General features: G+C 66.0%; 17 protein-coding genes. 7 read left to right on the plus strand and 10 right to left on the minus strand.

Annotation, left to right across the window (positions count from 1 at the left end):
• Window positions 1–57: 57 nt before the first annotated feature.
• From AC50X7_RS06270 to AC50X7_RS06305, 8 genes are all read right to left on the minus strand, one after another.
• Window positions 58–549 carry a polysaccharide deacetylase family protein gene (locus tag AC50X7_RS06270; RefSeq protein ID WP_494978183.1) on the minus strand — a complete coding sequence of 164 codons (492 nt, stop codon included), beginning with the start codon at window positions 547–549 and terminating at the stop codon, window positions 58–60.
• A gap of 662 nt (window positions 550–1211) precedes the next feature.
• Window positions 1212–2996, minus strand: coding sequence for a DUF2334 domain-containing protein (locus tag AC50X7_RS06275; RefSeq protein WP_494978184.1), 1785 nt, complete (start codon window positions 2994–2996; stop codon window positions 1212–1214).
• Between the two features lie 65 nt (window positions 2997–3061).
• Window positions 3062–4252, minus strand: coding sequence for a non-hydrolyzing UDP-N-acetylglucosamine 2-epimerase (wecB, locus tag AC50X7_RS06280; RefSeq protein ID WP_494978185.1), 1191 nt, complete (start codon window positions 4250–4252; stop codon window positions 3062–3064).
• A 49-nt stretch (window positions 4253–4301) separates the two neighbouring features.
• Window positions 4302–4952 carry a calcium-binding protein gene (locus tag AC50X7_RS06285; protein WP_494978186.1) on the minus strand — a complete coding sequence of 217 codons (651 nt, stop codon included), beginning with the start codon at window positions 4950–4952 and terminating at the stop codon, window positions 4302–4304.
• Window positions 4949–6286, minus strand: coding sequence for a glycosyltransferase family 2 protein (locus tag AC50X7_RS06290; protein ID WP_494978187.1), 1338 nt, complete (start codon window positions 6284–6286; stop codon window positions 4949–4951). Before AC50X7_RS06290 ends, AC50X7_RS06285 begins: the two co-directional genes overlap by 4 nt.
• 12 nt (window positions 6287–6298) lie before the next feature.
• Window positions 6299–6583, minus strand: a complete 285-nt coding sequence (locus AC50X7_RS06295; RefSeq protein ID WP_494978188.1) for a hypothetical protein — start codon at window positions 6581–6583, stop codon at window positions 6299–6301.
• A gap of 537 nt (window positions 6584–7120) precedes the next feature.
• Entirely contained in the window at window positions 7121–8491 is a 1371-nt protein-coding gene (gabT, locus tag AC50X7_RS06300) for a 4-aminobutyrate--2-oxoglutarate transaminase (RefSeq protein WP_494978189.1), read from the minus strand.
• 35 nt (window positions 8492–8526) lie between these two features.
• Complete coding sequence (locus AC50X7_RS06305; protein WP_494978190.1) at window positions 8527–9957, minus strand: gamma-aminobutyraldehyde dehydrogenase; 1431 nt, start codon at window positions 9955–9957, stop codon at window positions 8527–8529.
• A gap of 155 nt (window positions 9958–10112) precedes the next feature.
• Here AC50X7_RS06305 and AC50X7_RS06310 point away from each other — a divergent pair, with 155 nt between their 5' ends.
• Window positions 10113–11549 carry a PucR family transcriptional regulator gene (locus tag AC50X7_RS06310; protein WP_494978191.1) on the plus strand — a complete coding sequence of 479 codons (1437 nt, stop codon included), beginning with the start codon at window positions 10113–10115 and terminating at the stop codon, window positions 11547–11549.
• Between the two features lie 87 nt (window positions 11550–11636).
• Here the strand turns inward: AC50X7_RS06310 and AC50X7_RS06315 are convergent, their stop codons facing one another.
• Window positions 11637–13205 (minus strand): CYTH and CHAD domain-containing protein, encoded by a 1569-nt coding sequence (locus AC50X7_RS06315; RefSeq protein WP_494978192.1) that lies wholly within the window; start codon window positions 13203–13205, stop codon window positions 11637–11639.
• A 145-nt stretch (window positions 13206–13350) separates the two neighbouring features.
• Between AC50X7_RS06315 and AC50X7_RS06320 the strand changes: the two genes are divergently transcribed.
• From AC50X7_RS06320 to AC50X7_RS06330, 3 genes are all read left to right on the plus strand, one after another.
• A complete protein-coding gene (locus AC50X7_RS06320) occupies window positions 13351–14706 on the plus strand; it encodes an MFS transporter (protein WP_494978193.1) in 1356 nt (451 codons plus the stop codon).
• 6 nt (window positions 14707–14712) lie between these two features.
• Window positions 14713–15393 (plus strand): FadR/GntR family transcriptional regulator, encoded by a 681-nt coding sequence (locus tag AC50X7_RS06325; RefSeq protein ID WP_494978194.1) that lies wholly within the window; start codon window positions 14713–14715, stop codon window positions 15391–15393.
• Between the two features lie 118 nt (window positions 15394–15511).
• Window positions 15512–16729, plus strand: coding sequence for an AI-2E family transporter (locus tag AC50X7_RS06330; protein ID WP_494978195.1), 1218 nt, complete (start codon window positions 15512–15514; stop codon window positions 16727–16729).
• Window positions 16730–16835: 106 nt separating this feature from the next.
• On the opposite strand, the gene AC50X7_RS06335 is transcribed toward AC50X7_RS06330, so the two are convergent.
• Window positions 16836–17372, minus strand: a complete 537-nt coding sequence (locus AC50X7_RS06335) for a hypothetical protein (RefSeq protein WP_494978196.1) — start codon at window positions 17370–17372, stop codon at window positions 16836–16838.
• 153 nt (window positions 17373–17525) lie between these two features.
• Here AC50X7_RS06335 and AC50X7_RS06340 point away from each other — a divergent pair, with 153 nt between their 5' ends.
• From AC50X7_RS06340 to AC50X7_RS06350, 3 genes are read left to right on the plus strand one after another with little or no spacing between them, the layout of a single operon-like run.
• Window positions 17526–17816, plus strand: a complete 291-nt coding sequence (locus tag AC50X7_RS06340) for a hypothetical protein (RefSeq protein WP_494978197.1) — start codon at window positions 17526–17528, stop codon at window positions 17814–17816.
• 3 nt (window positions 17817–17819) lie between these two features.
• Window positions 17820–18647: a DUF1206 domain-containing protein gene (locus AC50X7_RS06345; RefSeq protein WP_494978198.1), complete on the plus strand. Its 828-nt coding sequence runs from the start codon at window positions 17820–17822 to the stop codon at window positions 18645–18647.
• A 29-nt stretch (window positions 18648–18676) separates the two neighbouring features.
• The gene (locus AC50X7_RS06350) at window positions 18677–19963 is read left to right on the plus strand and encodes an SRPBCC family protein (protein ID WP_494978199.1); all 1287 of its coding nucleotides are present in this window, start codon (window positions 18677–18679) and stop codon (window positions 19961–19963) included.
• The last annotated feature ends 46 nt before the right edge of the window (window positions 19964–20009 follow it).

The following is a 20009-nucleotide window of genomic DNA, read 5'->3' on the forward strand; positions in this document are numbered from 1 at the left end:
CGGTGCCGATCAGCTCCTCGTGGCTGCGCAGCGCGTCGTTCCACACCGTCGTGTGGATCATGGTGTGTTGACCACCGTGTGCCCCTCACGGATGTTCCGGCGGAACAGCTCGGGCTGGGCGACGACGTTGGTGCCGATGTTGAAGAACGTCGCCGGCACTCCCTCGGCGGAGAGCACGTCGAGGATATCGGGAGTGAAGGTCGCATCGGGACCGTCGTCAAAGGTCAACATGAACTGCTTCTCCGGCAGTTCCCCGAAGCGCTCCATCACAGAGGGGCTGTCCCCGACGGTTGCGGTCTCCTCCTCGGTCAGCGTCCGGAAGACCTCGTCGCTGAACGGGTCCGCGAGCACCGGCTCGCCGTTCCGCTCGCCCACCAGGGCGATCCGGCTCAACGGGTGCGACGAGTCGCCCAGCAGCGGAATGTTCTGCGGATCGCCGGTCGCGAGGAGCTCCCGGGGATAGCTCGTCTCCGGGTGGAGCGGCTGCTCCCAGGTCTGGGCGAGGGCCTGCGGCACGAGCCAGGCGATCAACCCCGCTGCTGGGACCACGAGGACGACGACCGTGGCCAGGATGCGGTATCAGCGCTTGCCCGTAGGGTCGAAGAACACCGGCGGCGCCATGGTGCTGCCGGTCCACTCCGGCCCGCGGCGGCGCGGAGGTCGTCGTTCGGAAAAGGCGTCGGCCACAGCATGCTCGTTCCCCCAGGCGGCGGTTCGTCCCCTCGACGGACCAGCTGACCCATCCCCCCGGACGGGCCAACGGAGCCAGCCTGCCAGCCACACAACCTCGGGTCGAAACCGCAAATACACCCTTCCGTAGATGCTTTGCATTCCTACACCTGCCTGTGCGGATGAAAACTCATAGCAACACAAGGAAAAGTGGTTACGGTTGAGTATTTTATTATTGTGAATGTCCGCAGGATGGGGGATGGAGTTGATCCTCAGTTGTCCCCCACAAGTACGGGCGCAGAAAACTGTGGGGGCCGCCGCGGCCTGACGTCCTTGCGCTCTTGTCAGCGCTTTGATGTGACAGGCGCCACGTTGTGATCTGTGGCTCTCGCTCGCACCCTCCCCGCAGGACGGACAGTCCCGCTGTGGTCGGGTCGAGGGAGATCCCGAGCGGCGCGACGGTTGCGTGCTCCAGCCGGGCGTGTTGGGGGCGAGGAGTCTTCATCGGAAACAGCTCAACGAGTCACCCGGCCGCCCGGTCCTCATTTCAGGTCGTCGACCGGGACGAACGTGTAGCCGAGGTTCTTGATGCCGGTGACTGTCTGCTTGAGCGCGTCCAGGTCCAGGTAGGGATGAAAGTAGAAGCTGGCCGTTGACTCTCTGACCACCAGGTGCGCCTCGGCCCGTTCAATGACGAACTCCGGACCCCGGATGGGGTGGTGGTTCTGCTCCGTCTCGGTGATATTTTGGAGGTTCTCGGGGTACACCGTGGTGCCGTAGATGTCGTGGACGGTGTACGGGAAGTGCTGGCCGTAGGAGGACGCCGGGGTGATCTCCTTACCCGAGATCATGCCGGCGTAGTAGTCGGAGCCTTCGTATCGTGCGTCGTACACTTCAGCCATCGCGGCATAAGCGTTGACGGACGCCGAGTAGTGGGGAGTCTCGAAGATCGTCGGTGCGCCCAGGCCGGCGTCGATCATCACCTGCCGGCCGTGCTGGATCCGGGCGACGTGCCGCTCAACACTGTCCTCCGCGACCGGGCCGATCTTGCGGATGTAGGAATCGATCTTGCACTCCGTGAACTCGTGGGGCGGCAGGGCGGTGTCCGTGCAGCCGTGCTGGTAGAACTCGTAGTCCTCGCCCGATCGGCCGCTGTACGGATTGTCGAGGGCACCGAACTGGTGGCTGGTGCCGTGCTGGATGAGGGTTCCGCCCCGGGCCTGCATGTACTTCAGTGCCTCGACCACCTGCGGGGTATCGAGCAGGCTGCGCCCGTACCATCCCCCTTTGTCCGGAGTGCGGGCCACGTGCACGGGCACGACTGCAACCTGGAACGGCACCCCTGCACCGTGCAAATAGTCGGCGACATTCCGCAGATCGTCGGGATCCGCTTCAGGGCCTACATCCTCCAAGCGCACAGCAGCTTGCCGCACCGGTTCCGTTCCCGGCGCGAGCAGGTCGTAGAACAGATCCGAGAAGATCAGGTAGATGTCGTTCTGGTCTATGTCATTGAGAGGCACCTCTGCCAGATAGGTGAGGTGGCCTGAGCTTACGGCCCAGGCCGGTCCCGTCATCGGTGATTCACCGACAACGTCACAAGCCTTGGGGCGCTCCGGGTCACCGCACACAATGGTCGCAAGGGTCCTGGCCTTTCCACCCTCCACAATGCGCGGACTGTAGACGGTGTCGGAGTGAGGCGCGTAGCGGCGCACGGAACGATCCTTGTATGACACGGCTTTCACCTGGCCGGTGCCCACCTCCAGAGGAGCGGTGGGATTCCAGCCGTACCGGGACACAAACTCCGTGATCGAGTCCGGCTCGTATCCGACGAGGTCATCGATGTTCTGGCCCGCCCAGAGCACAGGCACGGTGCCCTCCCGGACGTCGGTGAGGAATGCCTCTGGCGGTATGGCCTCGGAGTCCATCCCTAGGTAGACGACGGCGTCGAAGTCCTGCATCCTGTCCGCGGTGTAGTCGCCCACCGCCGCGACCTCGGCTTCGCCGAAGTGCGTGGCCAGATTCCCAGCGGCAATGCCGTACATTTCGGCGTCCTCCGGGGCGTTACCGGTGCCGTCGTAGAGCACCAGCGTGCGTGCCCCGCCCGGTCGACCGAAACGCGGCGCGAACGTGGCGGTCTTCACCGTCGATGCCCCGGCATCGGAGTTCGTCACCGTGGTGTAGCGCTGAGCGAGTGGGGAGTTCTCTCCCTCGACGAGGCTTTCGTCGGTGAGGCCGAAGACTACGCCCGCGGCGACCAGGGTCAGGGAAACCAGGCCAATTACCCACCCCCTGCGCCCTCTGCTGGACAACTGGTACTGATTCTCCATGGCTCTTCCTTGAGGGTGTGGGTGACGGCTTCGCTGGTCGGCGTGGATTCCGCGTGCGGAGGCTTTCAGACGACGGGGACAGCTGTTGCCCAGTCCCGGAACTCCTGCACGGTGTCGTTGTGTCCGTAGTGGCGGGCCAGGGCCCGGACTGTCCGCTCGGCGGCGTGGCCGTCGCCGTAGGGATTGAGCGCCCTCGCCATGCGTTGGTAGGTTCGTTCGTCCTTGATGAGAGTGGACACCGCGTCGACGATCGTCTCCTCGTTTGTGCCGACCAGTTGCACGGCGCCCACCGCCACGGCCTCCGGACGTTCGGTGGTGTCCCGCATGACCAGCACAGGCTTGCCCAGTGAGGGCCCCTCCTCCTGCACGCCGCCGCTGTCGGTCAGGATGATCGAAGAGCGCTCCAGCAGCGCACAGAACTGTGCATAAGGCAGCGGTTCCGTGACGAGGACGTTGGGGCAGTCCTGCACCGTAGGCAGGATCGCCTCACGCACCAGGGGATTGCGGTGCGCGGGGAAGATGAAGTCGTGATCAGGGTGCGCTGCGGCCAATCGGGCAATCGCCCGGCCGACCTGGCGCAGCGGTTCGCCCCAGGACTCGCGGCGGTGTGCCGTCACGAGCACCATCGGACGTCCGGTCGCCAGACGCGCACTCAATGCGGGGTCCTCGATCCTCGGGCAGGAGGCGACGGTGATAAACAGGGCGTCAATGACAGAGTTGCCCGTTACCACGATCGTGTCAGGAGCGACGTTCTCGTGCAGCAGATTATCCCGCGCGGCCCAGGTCGGCGCCAGGTGGAGGGATGCCATCTGACCGGTGAGGCGACGGTTGATCTCCTCGGGATAGGGCGAGTACTTGTTGCCCGTCCGCAGTCCCGCCTCGGTGTGCACCACCGTGACGCCGGCGTAGAAGGCCGCCAGGGACGCGGCGAAGGTGGTCGTTGTGTCGCCCTGCACCAGGACCGCGTCGGGTCGGTCCTTCTCGAAGACCTGCGCCAGTCCCTGGAGCGTCCGTATCGTGATCTCGGTCAGCGTCTGACCGGCGGCATGGATGTTCAGGTCCTGGTCCGGGACGATGCCGAAGGACTGATTGACCTGGTCCAGCATCTCGCGGTGCTGGCCCGTGACGACCACGTGCACCTCGAAGCGCGGGTCGTCACGCAGCGCGATCACGAGAGGTGCCATCTTGATGGCTTCAGGCCGTGTGCCGTAGATCGCCATGACGGAAACGGGCGTCCTGCGGAATGAGTGAGACATGGGATTGCTCCTGGTGCGTTGGGGGCCGGTGGGAGCCCGAAGGCCCTGCTCAGTCGGAGGCGGCGTCGAGGATGTTCAGGTCGGTAAAGCGGACTCTCGCGTCCTCGGTGTACAGGCCGATAGTTCCGCCGCGGTACGCTCTTTCGTCGTCGGTGATGGTCGCGAGCTCCCGCCCGTCGACGCTCACCGTCATGCGGGGCCAGTCGTGCTCCACGCGCACGCGGTAGTCCTGGCCGATGGGGAACTGCGGTTCCTCGCCGGTGGCGATGAACCGCTGGTTGCCGGGGTAGGCGGGGTCCTGCTTGGAGATTTCCCACCCGTTGGGCTTGAGCGCCACGGCGTAGAAGTGCTCGTCATCGCGGAGGTTCCACAGCACCCAGCCCACCTCCCAGTCATTGGGCGGGCCGTCCCGCACCTGGGCCTCGGTGTGCACCGTCACCTCGAACGTGGGGTCCATGTAGGAGCGGGTGGTGTGCACGAGACCGCCGTGGGTGATGTCCGTGGATGCGGCTGACTTGGGATGGAGAACGACCTCGTCGTCATTGCCCGAGGCCTCGCCGTAACCGTTGTACATCAAGGTCCACCGTCCGATGACCTCCCCGTCCGACCAAGGACCGGTGTGACGCTGGCCAAGACCCATGGCGGCAGCGATGCAAACCATGAGCAGGATCGTGGCCCCAATCAACAGGTCTGTCCTCATGCCGGTGCCGTCAACGGGTTGTCCAGCTCCCCTGGGGCCGAGTCCTGGTCGTCCGCGGTCCGATCCGTCTTCGCCCAGGAGTTCCGCCCCGTGAGGGAGCGGAAAGCAGCCTTCCACCCGGCGACGTACCAGAGGACGGCGTAGCCGACGTAGGCGTGCAGGACCACGAGGGCGGTCAGCGGCCCGAAGCTGTGATCGCGTTCGAGGCGCCAGTAGACGGCTCCAAACATTAGCGCGGGTCCGAACGCCACGGCGTATGCCGAGACCCACACCCACGAGAAGTCTAGGGACCCCGCGAAGACGCCGATGCCGATGCTGACGATCCACAGCAGGAAGCCGGCGCTGAGGAAGGAGGCGAGCAGGAGGAGGTAAGGGCTGGTCAGGTGGTAGAGCAGGTCCACGCGGCGCGCGCCCGTTAGGTCCCGCAGCACCCAGGGGACCAGAGTCCAAGCCTGCAGGTGCCCCTGGAACCACCTGGTCCGTTGTTTGACCCAGCGCCGGACGTCCACGAGACCTTGCTGGTGCACGGCCGAGGTGGAGCAGAACTCGATATTCCACCCCCTGATCAGCAGCCGCACGCCGAGGTCGAGGTCCTCGGCGAGGCTCCTGGACCAGGGTGCGGGGCCGAGGCTGATGAGGGCCGAGAGCCTCACGAACTGCCCGTTGCCACCCAGCCCCACGCTCCCCAGGTGCCGGCGAGCGCGTTGGAAGACCTCGGTGTAGAGCACGAACTCGATATCCTGCATCCGTGCCAGCAGGTTCTGGTGGCTGTTGTTAATCCGGACGCCGATCTGGACGGCACCCAGCCGGGGATCGACGAAGAGCGGAATCACCTCGTCCAGCGCCTGCGGCTCCATCCTCCCGTCGGCGTCCACGACGCAGACGACGACATCCGAGGGGTCGGTGTAGGCGCCAAGCGCCCCGGAGCGGATGTGCCGGATCGCCGCGTTAAGCGCTTCGCCCTTACCCTGGCGGGCGGTCGGCAGTCGTCGTTGCAGCAGGCTGACCCGGGGATCGGGGTGGGCTTGCACGATGGCCGCTGTGCCGTCGTCAGAACCGTCATCGATCACCAGGACCTGCATCCGCGGGTAGTCCATCTCCACGAGCCGATCGAGATTGGCGGCGAGGACCCGCTCCTCGTTGAGGCAGGGCACCACGAAGATGACGGCTTTCTCGGCCGCGGTTGCTGGGAAGGTCACCGCTCGACGTCGCGCGTACACCGGTTCGAACCGGGACAGCACGAGCATCAGCACACCGTACAGAACCGACAGGAGCACCAGGCTCACGGCCAGGGTCAGGACGAAGTCGATGCGCTGATCGTACAGAATCATCATGGTCTTTGTTCCCTACGCCCGTGCTCCATTGCGGTCGGCCGTTGAGTCGACCTGCCACATCGGCGTCGCGGACTGCGGAGCGCCCGACGCGGCCGGCCGGTTGTGCGCGAGGCGCCGGCGGACGGAGCGAGACGCGCTCAGAAGGCCTGACACCACAACGGCGCCGATCATGAAGAGCACGTAGGACAGAAACAACGTCATCGAGACCATGAGCAGGAATCGTCCCGCCAGGTGGAGCGCCGCCTGTGCGGCCTCCGCCGACATGAAGACGCTCATCGGCTTGACAAAGTACGGCATGAGGTTAGCCCCGCGGCGGCGTGAGCAGCCCGGTCTTTGGTCCCTGTTGATAACTGAGTCATCGCGTTTCCCCTGTCGTAAGTGAAATGCTGTTATTGGCCCGGGGATGTCCCTTCCGCTCCAAGGGCCCGGCCGGCGTAGAACAGACGCTGCAGGCAGCGCTATCGGCGGCTCCGAGTGTCTTTTCCGGGTGTCCGGTAGTAGCGAGGGGTCTCAAGGTGCATCTCCTGGGAGTTAGGTGTTCCAGGAGCCGCTGCATAGCCCGCCGGTGTGTCCAAACTACGGGCCCTCCGAAGCCCAAACACGAGTACCCGGTACTCCAAAAGTATTCTTAGGGATACTTACACGCGGCATCTTTTGGAACCGGGTGGTTGGGTACTACCCGCGTATAAAAGGGGGGGAATTAGGTAGTTGACAGGTTGACGTTAGGGGCAGGGTAGGTGTTCCCGGAGGGGTTGCTGCACAAAAGAAGGCGGCACCCCCGGTACTGGGGGTGCCGCCTTTATCTCATTTACTTGGCTGGAACTTCGCCAGCCCTTATGCGTTGGCCTTGATGGCCGCGGCCAGGACATCCAGTCCGTCGTTCAGCAGTTCGTCGGTGATGACGAGCGGCGGCAAGAGCCGGATAACGTTGCCGTAGGTGCCGCAGGTGAGGATGATGACGCCTTCCTTGAGGCAGGCGGCGGCAACAGCTTTGGTGAGTTCCGGGTTCGGTTCCTTGGAGCCGGCCTGGACCAGTTCGATCGCCAGCATGGCACCGCGGCCGCGGACGTCGCCGATCACGGCAGAGTTGGAGCCGGACAGCTCGGTCTGCAGTTCCCGGAGCCGGGTGGTGGCTACGGCTTCAATGTGGCGGGCGCGGCCCGCGAGGTCGTATTGCTCCATGGAGCCGATGGAGGCCAGCGCGGCAGCGCACGCCACCGGGTTGCCGCCGTAGGTGCCGCCCAGGCCGCCCGGGTGGACGGCGTCGAGCAGGTCTGCCCGGCCGGTGATGGCGGACAGCGGCATGCCGCCGGCGATTCCCTTGGCAAGGGTCATGATGTCCGGGATGACGCCCTCGTGGTTGACGGCAAACCATTCACCGGTGCGGCAGAAACCGGACTGGACCTCGTCGGCGATGAAGACGATGCCCTTCTCCTTGGCCCATTCGGCCAGCGCCGGGAGGAAGCCCTCGGCCGGGACGATGAAGCCGCCCTCGCCCTGGATGGGCTCGATAATGATCGCGGCAACCTGGTCTCCGCCGATCTGCTTCTCGATCATGGTGATGGCGCGTTTGGCGGCCTCGGCGCCGGTGATCTCCGGGTTTTCCTCGCGGTACGGGTAGCTCATGGGCATGCGGTAGACCTCGGGCGCGAACGGGCCGAAGTTGGTCTTGTACGGCATGGCCTTGGCGGTCAGCGCCATGGTGAGGTTGGTGCGGCCGTGGTAGGCGTGGTCGAAAGCCACGACGGCGTCACGGCCGGTGGCCAGGCGGGCCACCTTGATGGCGTTCTCCACTGCCTCGGCGCCGGAGTTGAAGAGGACGGTGCGCTTTTCGTGGTCGCCCGGGGTGAGGCGGTTCAGCTGCTCGGCCACTGCGACGTAGCCTTCGTACGGGGTGACCATAAAGCAGGTGTGCGTGAAGTGCTCCACGGCTTCCTTAACGGCCCCTACGACGGCGGGATCGGAGGCCCCGACGCTGGTCACGGCGATGCCGGAGCCCAGGTCGATGAAGGAGTTGCCGTCGACGTCGTGGATGATGCCGCCGTCGGCGTCGGCAACATAGACCGGGACGCCGGACGCGACGCCCGCGGCGACCACGGCCTTGCGCCGCTCGGCCAGGGCCAGCGACTTGGGGCCAGGGAAGTCGGCCTGGATGCGCCGCTTCTGCTCCAGGCGGAAGGTGATATCTGATGCGGTGGTGGTCATGATGTTTCCTTTTTACTGAATGGCGCCGGTGGGGATTAGGAGTCGAGCGCGGACATCACGTGCTTGATGCGTGTGTAGTCCTCGACGCCGTACATGGAGAGGTCTTTGCCGTAGCCGGACTGTTTGAAGCCGCCGTGGGGCATTTCGGCGGTGAGCAGGATGTGGGTGTTGATCCAGACGGCACCGAAGTCCAGGTCCCGGCTCAGGCGCATGGCAGTGCCGTGGTTGGTGGTCCACACGCTGGAGGCCAGGGCGTAGTCCACGTCGTTGGCCAGTTCTACCGCTTCTTCCTCGGTGCTGAACTTCTGCACCGTGATGACCGGACCGAAGGTTTCCTGCTGGACGATGTTGTCCGACTGCTTTGCGCCGGTGATGATGGTGGGCTCGAAGAAGAAGCCCTTCTCCCCTGCCCGGTGTCCGCCGGTTTCGATCCGGCAGTGCGCGGGGAGGTTTTCCACCACCGACGTGACCTGGTTGAAGTGGTTTACGTTGTTCAGCGGGCCGAAGTAGTTGTCTTCGTCGTTTTGGGAGCCGGTACGCAGGGTTCTCGTGTGCTCCACCATGGCGGCCACCACGTCGTCGTGCACGGAGTCCTCCACCAGCACCCGGGTGATCGCGGTGCAGTCCTGTCCGGCGTTGAAGAAGGCGAACTCGGCGATCGCCGCGGCGCTCTTCTTGATGTCGGCGTCCTTGAAGACGATGGCCGGAGCCTTCCCGCCAAGCTCCAGGTGGGCACGTTTGAGGCCCTTGGCAGCACCGGAGGCGACGGCGATGCCGGCACGGACCGAGCCCGTGATAGACACCAGTCCCGGGACCTTGTGGTCCACCATCATGGCGCCGGTCTTGCCGGTGCCCAGCACCACGTTGAGCACCCCTGCGGGCAGGATGTCCCCGGCAAGGCGGGCCAGGACAAGGGTGGATTCGGGGGTAGTGTCCGAGGGCTTCAGCACCACGGTGTTGCCGGCTGCGAGCGCGGGGCCGATCTTCCAGATGGCCATCAGGAACGGGTAGTTCCAGGGAGCAACCTGAGCCACGACGCCAATGGGTTCGCGGCGCACGTAGGAGGTGTGTCCCTCGAAGTACTCGCCGGCGGACTTGCCTTCGAGGATGCGCGCGGCTCCGGCGAAGAAGCGCAGCTGGTCAGCGCCGGCGGCGATTTCCTCGGAGGCGATCAGGGACCGCACCTGGCCGGTGTTGCGGTGCTGCGCCTCCACCAGTTCGTCGCAGTTGGCCTCAATGGCGTCCGCGAGCTTGAGCAACATCAGCTGCCGTTGTCCCGGGGTGACGTGCTTCCAGGTCTTGAAGGCCTCCTTGGCCGCAGCCATGGCAGCATCAACGTCCTCCTGGGCGGAGATGGGCGAGTGGGCCACAACGTCCCCGTTGGTGGGGTTGACGATGTCCAGCGTGCCGGTGCCGGCAGGCGTAACGAACGTCCCGTTGATGAAGTTCTGCAAGGTTTGGACCACGGTGTGCAACCTCTTTCCTGGGGGCCATCGGCGCAAGGCGGATGGATCTGACTGCCTTGAGCCTATGCCAGCACCCCTGCGCCGTGAATAGCCACCTGCACACCCTTTCCGCTGCTTGTTAGTGCGGTTGACTAGCGCCCGCTTATCCTTGGTTCATGGCCATTTCCCTCGCTGCCCTTCTGGGTGTCAAGTCCCTGAACCTGTCCAAGGCAGGGGTAGCCGAGACCACCTGGCACCAGGACATCAACTGGGTGGCAGTGACCGAACTCGAGGACCCGCAGCGGTTCATCAATGGCGGTGAACTGATCCTTACCACCGGCCTGCGGCTGAAGTCGGCACCCGAGCAGCGGCGGTTCGTGCGGCAGGTGCAGCGGGCCGGCGCCGTGGGCATCGGCTTTGGTGTGGGGCTTTCGCATGACGCGGTGCCGCCGGCACTGCTCGCGGAGGCGAACCGGTGGGGCCTGCCCGTTGTGGAGGTCCCCTACGCGACGCCGTTCATCGCCATCGGCAAGCTGGTGGCTGACGCCCAGTCCGCGGACCACTACGCCAAGCTCGAGCGCCTGATCGCCGGGCACCAGGTCCTGGCGCGAGCACTGCTGACGGGCGGGGGCCTGGCCGAGCTCCTCAAGCATCTGGGCGGCATGCTGCGGGCGGACATTGCCCTCACCCAGTTCACTGCCCAGCTGTACAACAACAGCACGGACACCCCGCAGGCGGACACCTGGGCCTCCTACCCCATCCCCACGGGCCGACGCGACGCCTGCACGCTGTGGGTGCGCAAGCCTTTTGAGGACTCGGGCATCATCGGCTACGCCCAGAACCTGATCAGCATTGAACTGAACAACATGGTCAAGCAGCGCCAGTCCGAGCGTGCCCTGTGCGGGCAGGTGCTGGAGGACGTGATCCACGGGGCGCTGGAAACCAGCGAGGCCCAGCGCCGACTCGCCGGCGTCGGCGTGAACAGCACCCGCAAGAACGTAGTGCTGCTGGCCGTCTCTGCGGCGCACCACAAAGCGCTGGTGAGCACGTCGGTGCCGCGGGAGCTGGAGAACGCCGTTGCCGCCGTCGTGGGCAAGGACCTGATGCTGGTGATGAACGACGACGGCGGTGCGGCGCCGGCACTCGCGCGGAAGCTGAGTGACCATCTGGCTGAGGCGGGCATCCACGCGACCATCGGCATCGGCGGCGCGTACACCAAGCCGAACGGCCTGCGCTGGAGCTACTTTGAGGCACGCGACGCGGCAAGCCACGGACTCCCCGTCAATGAGCCGGAGCGGCTGAGCCTCACGTCCCTGCTGCTGGCCAGTGAGGACGTGCCGCTGGCTGACATGGCCCACGAGTCCCTGAATCCGCTCCGGACCTTCGACGCCGCCCACGGCGCCGAACTGATGACTACGCTGGAAAGCTACCTCAACAACAACGGCTCCGTGGCCGCCGTCGCCGACGAACTCACCCTGCACCGGAACACGGTCCGCTACCGGCTGGCGCAGATCACCGAACTGACCGGTTACGACCCCGCCGTCACCACCGACCGCGTGCAGCTCTGGCTGGCGCTGGCGGTGGCCCGGCTGTCCGCGCGCCAGGGAAAGTAGCGCGTCGACGCCGATCAGGTGCGGTTGGTGGGCCCACTCCCGCAGGGTTCCCTGGCCGAGCTTGCGAGGCTAGGGGGCGGGTGGGGACTAGATGACGCGGGGCTTCAGCAGGTCGCGGGACTTCTTGCGGGCCTTGCGGTACTTGGCCTCGGCCGCGTCCATCAGGTCCGTCTGGCGTGTACGAAGTGCTGCCAACGCCTCCGCCGTGGCATTCGGCAGCCCGTGGCCCGCTTCGAGGGTCTGGAGCAGGTTCCGCGCAATCACGGCGTCGTGGTAATCGCCCAAAATCCTTTGCTGCCGGTGGGCGGCCTTGGCCACCTTCCTGGTGCGTCCGCCATGCACCAGCCCCGCCGACTCGGCCACATGGCGCAGCCGTTTGGCGTCCTTGCGCACTTGGTGGAGGGCGTTTTCGTGGGCGGTCCCGCGCCGGGCATGCGCTGCAGCCTTGTGCGAGCGCCGCAGCCGGCGGGCGGACTTCTCCACCACCTTTGCGGCAATGGCACGTCCTGGGGCCACGGCCTGCGACAGTACCGGCGGCTGGCTGCAAAAGCCTTCAAGATCCTCCAGCAGCCGGAAATAGCGCTCCGATTGCAGTGCCTCCTGAAGCCGCCGGTAACCGGTGTCGAACGCAGCCCCGGCCTTACGCTCCACCTGCTCCCTCGCCGCGTCGGTGCCCGCGCCCGGCGGGAGCTCATCAAGGTGCGCCCGCAGATGGCCCAGCAGGACCTCAGCATCCCGGGGTTCGCCCAGCAACAGGCCCAACCAGTGAAGTTCGTCCCGCAGGCGCCGCACCGGCACGGCCCGGTAGAGCTTCCGGTAGGCGGCCAGTACCGAGCGGATGCGCCGGACTGCGGACCTCATGTCGTGGACCCCCTCGGGTTCCTCCAGCCTGACCGCAGCATCCTCGGCGAGAAGTTGACGCAGCTGCTCCGCCACGTAGACGGTGACGACGGCGGCCGCCGGGGCCTTCTTTCCGGCCATAAGCGCCGCAGGACTTTCCTCCTCTAGTTCTCCCCTCCCCTTTGAAACTCCGCCGAGTGCCCGCGCGAGTTTGGAGGCGTGCCCGGCGGGACGGGCTCCGGCAGCGGCGAAGAGCTCCTCAGCGGGGCCGAAAAGCTCCGGCCCGCCGTTTACGAGTTCCAGTTCCCATTCCCGCCATCGCTGCGGCTGTTCGCTTGCCGGACCATGCAGGCGGGTCGCCTCCACCTGGTCGTCGGCCAGATCCGCCAGATGCCCGCCGTCCTCCCCGTAGAGCGCGTGGGTGGTCCGCCGTGTTTCGAGCCGGACAACCGGCGTTACTTCCCTCCCGCGCAGGTGCGCCTGCACGCGGGCAAGCAGGACGTCGGGTACGACGTCGGGCTGGCCGAGCGGTGCGTGCAGCTCCCGGCGCTGCTGGGGTTCCGTTCCGGATCCGGCGGGGGCTTCCGGGGGCAGCTTCAGGTGCCAGCCGGCGTCGATCCCACCGGTGCGGCGGCGCAGAGTGATGCGGCGGGATGCGAGCGTGTGCCGGTCGGTATCGAAGTACACAGCTTCAAGCTCAGCGGTATGGGGAGTCCCAACACGGGCAACGCCGGGCAGTCCTTCCAGCGCCGGCACTGTGGCTTCGTCGCCGACGTCGTACTTCTTCTCTATCTCGATTCCCTGGGAAGCCTTCACAGCCGTCCTTCCGCGTAGGTTCTGCGTGCGGGCCGGCACGGTGGCGGCAAAGCCCTCGCTGGAAGTCTATTCCCGGGCGCGAAGTGCCGGGAGAGCTTGGCCACAGAACTGGAGACATCAAACGTCTAACCTTTAGCGTAGGAGGATGCCCGCTACTCCCCCTGCCCCTGCACCCCTCACAGCCCCCGCGGCCGCCGAGGCACCGCCACCCGCGCCCTTGCCCGAGCCTGCCGCGTCCGCGATGACTGGCGGGACAGCACTTACCAGGCCGCGATCCGCCGTCGTATTCGGGGTAATTGCGCTGGTGCTGATTGGGCTTAACCTGCGCGCGGGCATCACCGGGGCATCGGCGCTGCTGCACGACCTGCAGATGGTGCTGGGTTATGGGCCGCTGGTGGCTGCGTTTATCCCGTCGATCCCCACGCTGTGCTTCGCCCTGGCGGGAGCGGGCACGTCATGGCTTACAGGCAGGCTGGGGGTGGAGAAGGCGATCCTCCTGTCCCTGGCCATGCTGGCCGGTGGCCTCCTGCTGCGCGGGATCCCCGCCACCGGGATGCTGGTGGCCGGCAGCGTAGTGGGAATGTCCGGGCTCGCCGTCTGCAACGTGGCAATGCCGTCCTTCATCCGCGAGCACTTCGCCCACCGGACCTCCCTCATGACCGCCGTTTACACGGTGACCATGACCACGGGGGCTACCGTCGCCTCCGTCGCCGTCGTCCCGCTGGCTCAGGCCCTCGGATCCCCGTCCGCCGCCGTCGGCGCCATTGGCATTACTGCCGTGGCGGCGTTCCTGGGTTTCCTGCCCGTGGCGTTGCACGCCCACCGGAACAGCACGCGTTCGACGGCGGGGCACGTGTCCCCCTGGCCCTTGCTGAGGACCCGGAAAGGGCTGCTGCTGACCGCTATTTTCACGCTCCAGTCCCTGCTGGCCTACGCACTGCTGAGCTGGTTCCCGTACATGCTCACCACTATGGGGCTGGATGCCTCGGAGAGCGGGCTGATGTTCGGACTGATGCAGCTGGTATCCGTTCCCTCGGGCATGCTGCTGATCGCCATCGGTTCCCGCCCCAGGATGCTGCGCCCCGCATTTTACCTGGTCAGCATCACCATGGCGGCAGGCGTGGCCCTGCTCCTGGTCCTGCCCGTGGGCCTGGCCATCGTTCCCGCGATCCTGCTGGGCTTCGGCCTGGGCATCTTCCCGCTGGTTATGGTGATGATCAGCCGCAGCGGTTCAAGCACGGCCGAAACCACAGCGTTGTCCACGCTGGCCCAGTCCACCGGCTACCTGCTCGCCACCACCGGCCCGTTCGGGATGGGGCTCCTGCACAGCGCCACAGGCGGCTGGACCCTGCCCCTCGCTTTGCTGCTGGCCCTGGCGCTGGTTCAGGTTGTGGTGGCCCACTTGATCACAGGCAGCGCGATGACCCGCAGCGTTGCCGGCACTTCGCCCGGCAACCTGGCTGGCGCCTCTGCCGGCCGCGCCGCCGGCAAGCGGAAGTAGGACGCCATGGCCCTGAGTCCCTCCCACCGCCCGCCGCTGGCCGATGAAGTCACTACCAAGCTTCGGACCATGATTCAGTCCGGCGAGTGGCCCCTCCACCAGCGCATCCCGTCAGAAACCGGGTTGATAAATGATTTGGGCGTCTCGCGCGGCACCCTCCGTGAGGCCATCAAAGCACTTGCGCACAGCGGCATGCTGGAAGTCCGCCGCGGCGATGGCACCTACGTGCGGGCCACCAGCGAGATCTCGGGAGCTGCCCGGCGCATGTACCAGGACCACACGGAGGCCCACATCCTGGAAGTCCGGCTGGGCCTGGACACGCAGGCTGCCCGGCTCGCCGCTCGGAATGCAACCGCCGATGACGTCGCAGCCCTGCGCGCACTCCTCACCGACCGTAACGAGGCCTGGAACGCGGAAGACTACGAGGCGTGGGCGCGGGCCGACTGGGGCTTCCATGAGCGCGTGGCACAGGCATCCGGCAATCCCCTGCTGCACGAGCTCTACGTCAGCTTCGGCGCCGTGGTGCACGAGGATCTCCAAAAGCAACTCCGCCGGCCCGGGTTCGAGGGACTCCAACACGAGGGGCATGACCTCCTGCTTGCGGCCATTGAGCATCGCGACGAGGACGCCGCTGTGGCAACCGTCAACGCAAACCTGAACTCCTGCGCGGAGTGGCTGGCCGCATAATCCGCTCCTCGGGGTTTCGCCCTTCCTTAATCGGTCAGTAGGCTTACTATCTGAAAAGGGTAGTATCCCTGCCGCGCACACGCGCGCCCAGGGCACCAGCCGATAATGAGGAGTCCCCATGGCGCGAGCAACACGCCTGCCCGACCACGGGCCGGGCAGCGACATCCCACAGCCGGTCCCCGCGGCCGGGTCAGGCCTGCACCAGCAGGCACCCGCACCCGCAGCCCAAAAGCAGGAACCAAAGCCACCCAGTGCCCTGTGGGCGGACGGACTGGGCAGGGTGGGCGTCCGCTCAGCCCAGATCCTGCTGATCCTGACCGTCGCCGTCGTGTCCGTTTACGCGCTGATGCAGATTAAGCTCCTGGTAATTCCGATCCTGATTGCACTCATCCTGGCAGCCGCCATCGGCCCGTTCGTGAACATGCTCCGGCGCCGCGGGATGAAAGGCGGCCTGGCCACGGGCATCGCGTTTATCGGGTTGCTGCTGGTACTGGGCGGCGTTTCCACTGTGATTTACTACTCGGTCCGCAATCAGTGGGGCGAACTTGCACAACAGGCCGCTTCAGGACTGGATGAGCTGGAGCGGTTCCTGCTCACCGGCCCCATCCCCCTCGAGCAGGCGCAGCTGGACCAGGCCCGTGAGGGAATCGTTCAGTTCGCGACGAGCAGCCAGGTCCGTTCGGGTGCCATCACGGGACTGTCCGTGGTTACTGAGTTCCTTGCCGGGGCAAGCCTTGTGGTGATCATCCTGTTCTTCTTCCTGAAGGACGGCGCCAAAATTTGGAACTTCTTCCTCCGCCCCTTCAAGGGGGAACGCGAGGCAAAGCTGCGGCGGGTCGGCAGCCGCACCCTTGAGGTCCTGGGCGGCTACGTCCGGGGCACCGCCATCGTGGCACTGGTGGACACCGTAGCCATCGGGGCCGCGCTGCTGATCATGCAGGTTCCGCTGGCCATCCCCCTGGCCATCATCGTTTTCATCGGAGCCTTCGTCCCGCTGGTGGGCGCAACTGTTGCGGGCATCCTCGCCGCACTGGTGGCCCTGGTGGCCAACGGTCCCGTGGTGGCGCTGATTGTGGTGGCGGTGGTTATCGCCGTCAACCAGCTTGAGGGCGACCTCCTGCAGCCGATCGTCATGGGCAAGTCGCTGCAACTCCATGCCCTGGTGATCCTGATGGCGCTGACCGCCGGAACCATCCTGGCCGGCATCGTGGGTGCGGTGCTGTCCGTCCCGCTGGCCGCCGTGGCCTGGGCCGTCATCCAGGTATGGACAGCAGAGGATCCAAACATGGAAGACATGAACCCGGACCTGCCGCCGCCCAACAGCCAGCCCATCTAGGGCTGCCGGCCCAACTGTATCGACGCACAAAAAGGATGGCGCACCCGGTATCCCGGATGCGCCATCCTTTTTGCGTGTCGTCAGGTCATTATCGACCGCTGCACGGTTATTTCTGCAGGCCCGCGAACACGTTCTTGGGGCGCTGCATCTCGCCGTGCTTGGCACCAAGGATCACTACGAGTCCGGCGAAGGCGGGGATGACCCACTGCAGCATCTTGAGCTGCTGTTGTGCAGCCTTGAGCTCGTCGGAAGCATCGGGCCGCGGCTCGGTGGCGCCCTCGGCACCCTCAGCTGCGAGCTTCTCGACCTTCTTGCCAAGGATCCCGGAGTACAGGGTTACGGCTGCACCCGCCACCGTCACCGCCGTCTTGATCACGGTGTCCCGGGCGACGCCGTCCTGCTGCGCGATGCGGTCCTTGTTCTCCCAGGCGATGGCGAGGTCCGCCACCAGGTGTGAGGCAAACGCTGCCGTCTGGAACGGTGCCCATTTCATCCAGCCGGCGCTGGAAAGGCGCGTGCGCTCGGAGGGGTCCGCGGCTTCCGCCGTTGCGCCGTTCAAGCCGATGGCACCCATCAGGGATCCACCGAACCACGCGGCTGCCGTCAGATCGTGGACTGATCGGGCAATGAGATTTCCTGCCATGATGTGCATTCCTAACGTTGAACTGGTTGAGATGCCGCGCCTGCGGACTTCACTTACTGTGTCCCATCGAGGTCATGGTCCGCCTATGGTAAGCACACTTACTAACGTTACGAAAGCCCGTCTTGCTCCCGCAGACCGCGTACTATCGTCCTCATGGGAACTACTGGGAGTTTGTTTGGCTGGGCCTTCGGAGACCCCGCCCGGGAAGATGACAACAGCTACCTGGACGGGCTTCAGCGCGAGGCGTTCGGGAATGCGCGGGACACGGCGAAAGCCAAGGGTGTGGCTGTTGTGGCGGGCTCTGAGGTCTTCACGGTGTTGAGCGCGGACGATTCCCTGGTGGAACTGGGCAACGCACCCGGAAAGCTCGTGGTCCGCTGCACCGTCCACGTCGAGGGACCCGGCGCGGAGAAGATTCGTGCCGAAGGGCCCATGAACGGCTGACCTGTGTCGGACAGCGAATCCACCATCAGCCTGGCAGCGGACGCCGTCGAGGAAGCCTCCAACCACCCCGCCCTCGACGTCCTCGCCCGCACAGGCTTCGCCGTCATGGCCCTGTTGCATGTCATCATCGGCGCCATCGCCGTCGCAGTGGCTTTCGGCCAGCCCGGCGAGGCGGAACCCACCGGGGCGATTGAGCAACTGGCCGCAAACGCGTGGGGCCCAGCGGTGATGTGGGCGTGTGTGCTGGCGTGCTTTGGCCTGGGATTGTGGCAGGCGAGCGAAGCCACCCTGAGGGCGCGGCGCCTGCCCCGCAAGGAACGAATCTCCAAACTTATTTCGTCGGGCTTCCTGGCCATCGCCTACACCAGCGTTGGCTTCAGCTTCGCCGGTTTTGCCGTGGGGCTGCGGGGGGATTCCAGTGAGAGTACGAGTGATTTCAGCGCCTCGCTGATGGCCACGCCGTTGGGGCTGTGGGCACTGGTGGCGCTGGGCCTGACCATCATTGGTATCGGGATCTACTTCGTATTCAAGGGCGTCCGGCGCGGGTTCAAGGACGAACTCTTTCACTTCGACGGCACCCGGCGCGGCAGGCTCATCGACACCCTCGGCGTCACCGGCCATATCTCCAAAGGTGCCGCCCTCGGCCTTACCGGCCTGCTGTTTGTGATCGCCGCTGCCAAGCACAGCCCCGCAGAGTCCACTGGACTGGACGGCGGACTCAAAGCCCTCCGGGACCATCCCTTCGGCCCATATCTGCTGGTGGTCATCGGGGCAGGATTCATTGCCTACGGAATTTTCGCCCTGATCCGGTCGAGGTTCGGACGCATGTAGTTCCGCCTTTTTGTGGGTAGGAAGGAAGCATGACGAATTTTTTGAGGGAGCAAGCAGCGCACGGCGGCGCGGCCCGGGACGTGGTCCCCGGCGTCACGGAGACGGCAGGCCGGGCTTTTGCTGCCCTGTTCCGGCTCCTCAAGGTGGCCCGCCCCGACCGGCCGATCCACCCCAAGGGCATCGGCTTGGCCGGTCACTTGACCAGGACCGGGAACTCCGGCGAGCCGAGCGGCCTGGACTGGCTCGACTCCTCAGGCATCGATACCGTTGCAGCGCGGTTTTCGCGTTCGGCCGGGTTGCCGGAGGGGCTTCCGGACGTCCTGGGGCTCGCGCTCCGGCTTACACCGTCCAGCACCGGCGCCGTGGGCAAGGCAGACGACGTCGGTCCGGGCACCAATGCCAGAGACGGCGGCGCAGCGGACGTGCTGTTTGCTTCGACCGGCTGGCGGGTCCCCGGGAGGTTCCTGCTCCAGCCCAAACGCGACGTCTCCTCAGCCACTTTCAGCACGCTGATGCCTTACCGCGGCCGGACGGGCCCCTTACTCCTGGGGCTCCGGACCATCAGCCTGCCGGCAGGGTCCATCACGGCAGGTGAATGGGTACTCGGGTTGTATTGGGCTGCGCCGTCCGGACCGTGGCGGCAGTGCGGGGAACTGCGGCTGCGGGCCGCCCCGGAGCCGGCTGACACGCCCTTGCGCTTCAACCCCCTCCAAAACCAGCCGCCCGGCGCACAGACCTACGGCTGGGCCCGCCGCCTGCGGGAGCGCTCCTACCTTGTGGCCCAGCAGCCGGCACCGGCCGCAGTCGTTCGTTCTGCCGCGGGTCCCTCCCCCGCGGAGAACCGCACCAGCCCAGCCACCTCAGGAAGGAACACCATGTCCACCGTGTCCCAGCTGTTCAACACCCCTGCCGCCGACGTCTGGCGGGTGATTGCCGATGGCTGGCTGTACTCCGGCTGGGTAGTGGGCGCCTCCCGGATCCGCGCCGTTGACGACACCTGGCCGCAGGTCGGAGCCCGCCTTCATCACTCGGTGGGCGCCTGGCCGCTGGTGATCAACGACAGCACCAGGGTGACCGCCGTCGAACCGGGAAAGTCCCTGGAACTGGTGGCTCGCGGCTGGCCGATGGGCGAAGCCAAGGTGGCCATCACACTTCAGGACCAGGGCGGGCAATGCCTTGTCACCATTTCCGAAGACGCCATCCGCGGTCCTGGCAAGAAGGTGCCCAAGATCATGCGGGACCCGATGATCGCGGTGCGGAACCGCGAGACCCTCCAGCGCCTGGAGCTGATGGCGGTGGGCGGAGCCGGCAAGTAGCGCAACCGGGTTGTGTGACCGGTACTTAAAGCAGTGGGGGCCACGT

The sequence above is a fragment of the Pseudarthrobacter sp. Hb11 genome (genome assembly GCF_059383655.1).

What these genes read in the sequence shown, in the direction of transcription:
- AC50X7_RS06275 (WP_494978184.1), bottom strand. Translation starts at nt 2,996, where the DNA reads ATGGAGAATCAGTACCAGTTGTCCAGCAGAGGGCGCAGGGGGTGGGTA.
- wecB (WP_494978185.1), bottom strand. Translation starts at nt 4,252, where the DNA reads ATGTCTCACTCATTCCGCAGGACGCCCGTTTCCGTCATGGCGATCTAC.
- AC50X7_RS06285 (WP_494978186.1), bottom strand. Translation starts at nt 4,952, where the DNA reads ATGAGGACAGACCTGTTGATTGGGGCCACGATCCTGCTCATGGTTTGC.
- AC50X7_RS06290 (WP_494978187.1), bottom strand. Translation starts at nt 6,286, where the DNA reads ATGATGATTCTGTACGATCAGCGCATCGACTTCGTCCTGACCCTGGCC.
- AC50X7_RS06295 (WP_494978188.1), bottom strand. Translation starts at nt 6,583, where the DNA reads ATGCCGTACTTTGTCAAGCCGATGAGCGTCTTCATGTCGGCGGAGGCC.
- gabT (WP_494978189.1), bottom strand. Translation starts at nt 8,491, where the DNA reads ATGACCACCACCGCATCAGATATCACCTTCCGCCTGGAGCAGAAGCGG.
- AC50X7_RS06310 (WP_494978191.1), top strand. Translation starts at nt 10,113, where the DNA reads ATGGCCATTTCCCTCGCTGCCCTTCTGGGTGTCAAGTCCCTGAACCTG.
- AC50X7_RS06320 (WP_494978193.1), top strand. Translation starts at nt 13,351, where the DNA reads ATGCCCGCTACTCCCCCTGCCCCTGCACCCCTCACAGCCCCCGCGGCC.
- AC50X7_RS06325 (WP_494978194.1), top strand. Translation starts at nt 14,713, where the DNA reads ATGGCCCTGAGTCCCTCCCACCGCCCGCCGCTGGCCGATGAAGTCACT.
- AC50X7_RS06330 (WP_494978195.1), top strand. Translation starts at nt 15,512, where the DNA reads ATGGCGCGAGCAACACGCCTGCCCGACCACGGGCCGGGCAGCGACATC.
- AC50X7_RS06335 (WP_494978196.1), bottom strand. Translation starts at nt 17,372, where the DNA reads ATGGCAGGAAATCTCATTGCCCGATCAGTCCACGATCTGACGGCAGCC.
- AC50X7_RS06340 (WP_494978197.1), top strand. Translation starts at nt 17,526, where the DNA reads ATGGGAACTACTGGGAGTTTGTTTGGCTGGGCCTTCGGAGACCCCGCC.
- AC50X7_RS06350 (WP_494978199.1), top strand. Translation starts at nt 18,677, where the DNA reads ATGACGAATTTTTTGAGGGAGCAAGCAGCGCACGGCGGCGCGGCCCGG.